This is a genomic window from Legionella rowbothamii, assembly GCF_900639985.1.
Classification (GTDB): Bacteria; Pseudomonadota; Gammaproteobacteria; order Legionellales; family Legionellaceae; genus Legionella; species Legionella rowbothamii.
In genome coordinates, this window is the sequence record NZ_CAAAIM010000029.1 from 1 (window position 1) to 1287 (window position 1287).

Below are 1287 nucleotides of genomic sequence, written 5' to 3' on the forward strand. Positions count from 1 at the left end.
GGCTCTACCCCAAATAAGGGGGCATTTTAATCAAGTTAGTCTAGACTAACCCTTTGATTTGACGGTCAAAAGGAAGATTAAAATGCCTAAGAAAGATTGTATCTTAAATTTACCGGGATATTCTATTAAAAAGGTGAGTGGAGAGAACCCGGTAAATATCGAAGTAACTTATCGTTGTGTTGTTCGCTGTATTCATTGCGGTAATAAGAAGTTACGTAAAAAAGACAGTTTCATAAGACGAATCCGCCATGAGTCGATTGGATTGCGTCGCAGTTACTTGTGTATCAAGGCTCATAAGTATTATTGTCCTGCTTGTGGTCGCTATTTTAATCAACGATTTCCCGGGATAGGTAAATATCAAAGAGCGAGCGAGAGTTTGCGTAAACAGGTGTTTCACTACCACAGCAAAGGAGTCAGTCAAAAGGATTTGGCGCGTGACTTAAAGCTGGGTAAATCGACTGTAGAGCGCTGGTATCATTACGGTTATGAGCTTCGTCATAAAAAGATATTAAACCGTCCTTGCCCAAGAGTCCTTGGCCTGGATGAGCATTCATTTAATCGGAAAGTGGGTTATGCCACAACCTTTTGTGACTTGGCCAAACATAAAATATTTGATGTGGTTGAGGGGCGTTCAGAAAAGGATTTAGAAGGCTATCTCAACACGTTAGAAGGAAAAGATAAGGTACAGGTAGTCTGTATTGATTTAAGTTCCAGTTACCGCAGGTTAATCAGGCGTTACTTTCCCAATGCGATGATTGTTGCCGATCGCTTTCATGTGATACGTTTGTTGAATCAATTCTGTTTGCAGACTTATCAGCAGATTGACCCTGAAATGAAATATCAGCGAGGTCTCTTGGCGGCATTGAGAACCAATCCCAATAATCTCACTGTAAAGCGACTCAATAGACGGGAACGTTATTTGCAAAAACAGCCTGTCATTGCTGCAATATATTACTTTAAACAGCGATTACATCGATTACTCATGCGAAAACATCGCACCGCAAAGCAGTGTACGCGTTTAATACCTCTCTTTCTTAAACTCGTTGCCAGTCTAAAGGAAAGTCCTTTCGACTCACTAAAGACTCTAGGTAAAACATTATATCAATGGCGGGAAGAAGTGGTTAGAATGTGGCGGTTTACTAAAAACAACGGCATTACAGAAGGGTTTCATCGGAAGATGAAGCTGATTCAACGTCGTGCTTATGGATTTAGAAATTTTGAAAATTATAGGTTAAGGGTTAAAGTTTTGTGTTCTTGATTAGTGCCCCCGGAAATGGGGAAGAGCCA

General features: G+C 40.6%; 1 protein-coding gene. It reads left to right on the top strand.

Annotation, left to right across the window (positions count from 1 at the left end):
* Positions 1-82 precede the first annotated feature (82 nt).
* The gene (locus tag E1P08_RS17025) at positions 83-1258 is read left to right on the top strand and encodes an ISL3 family transposase (RefSeq protein WP_133137238.1); all 1176 of its coding nucleotides are present in this window, start codon (positions 83-85) and stop codon (positions 1256-1258) included.
* Positions 1259-1287 lie beyond the last annotated feature (29 nt).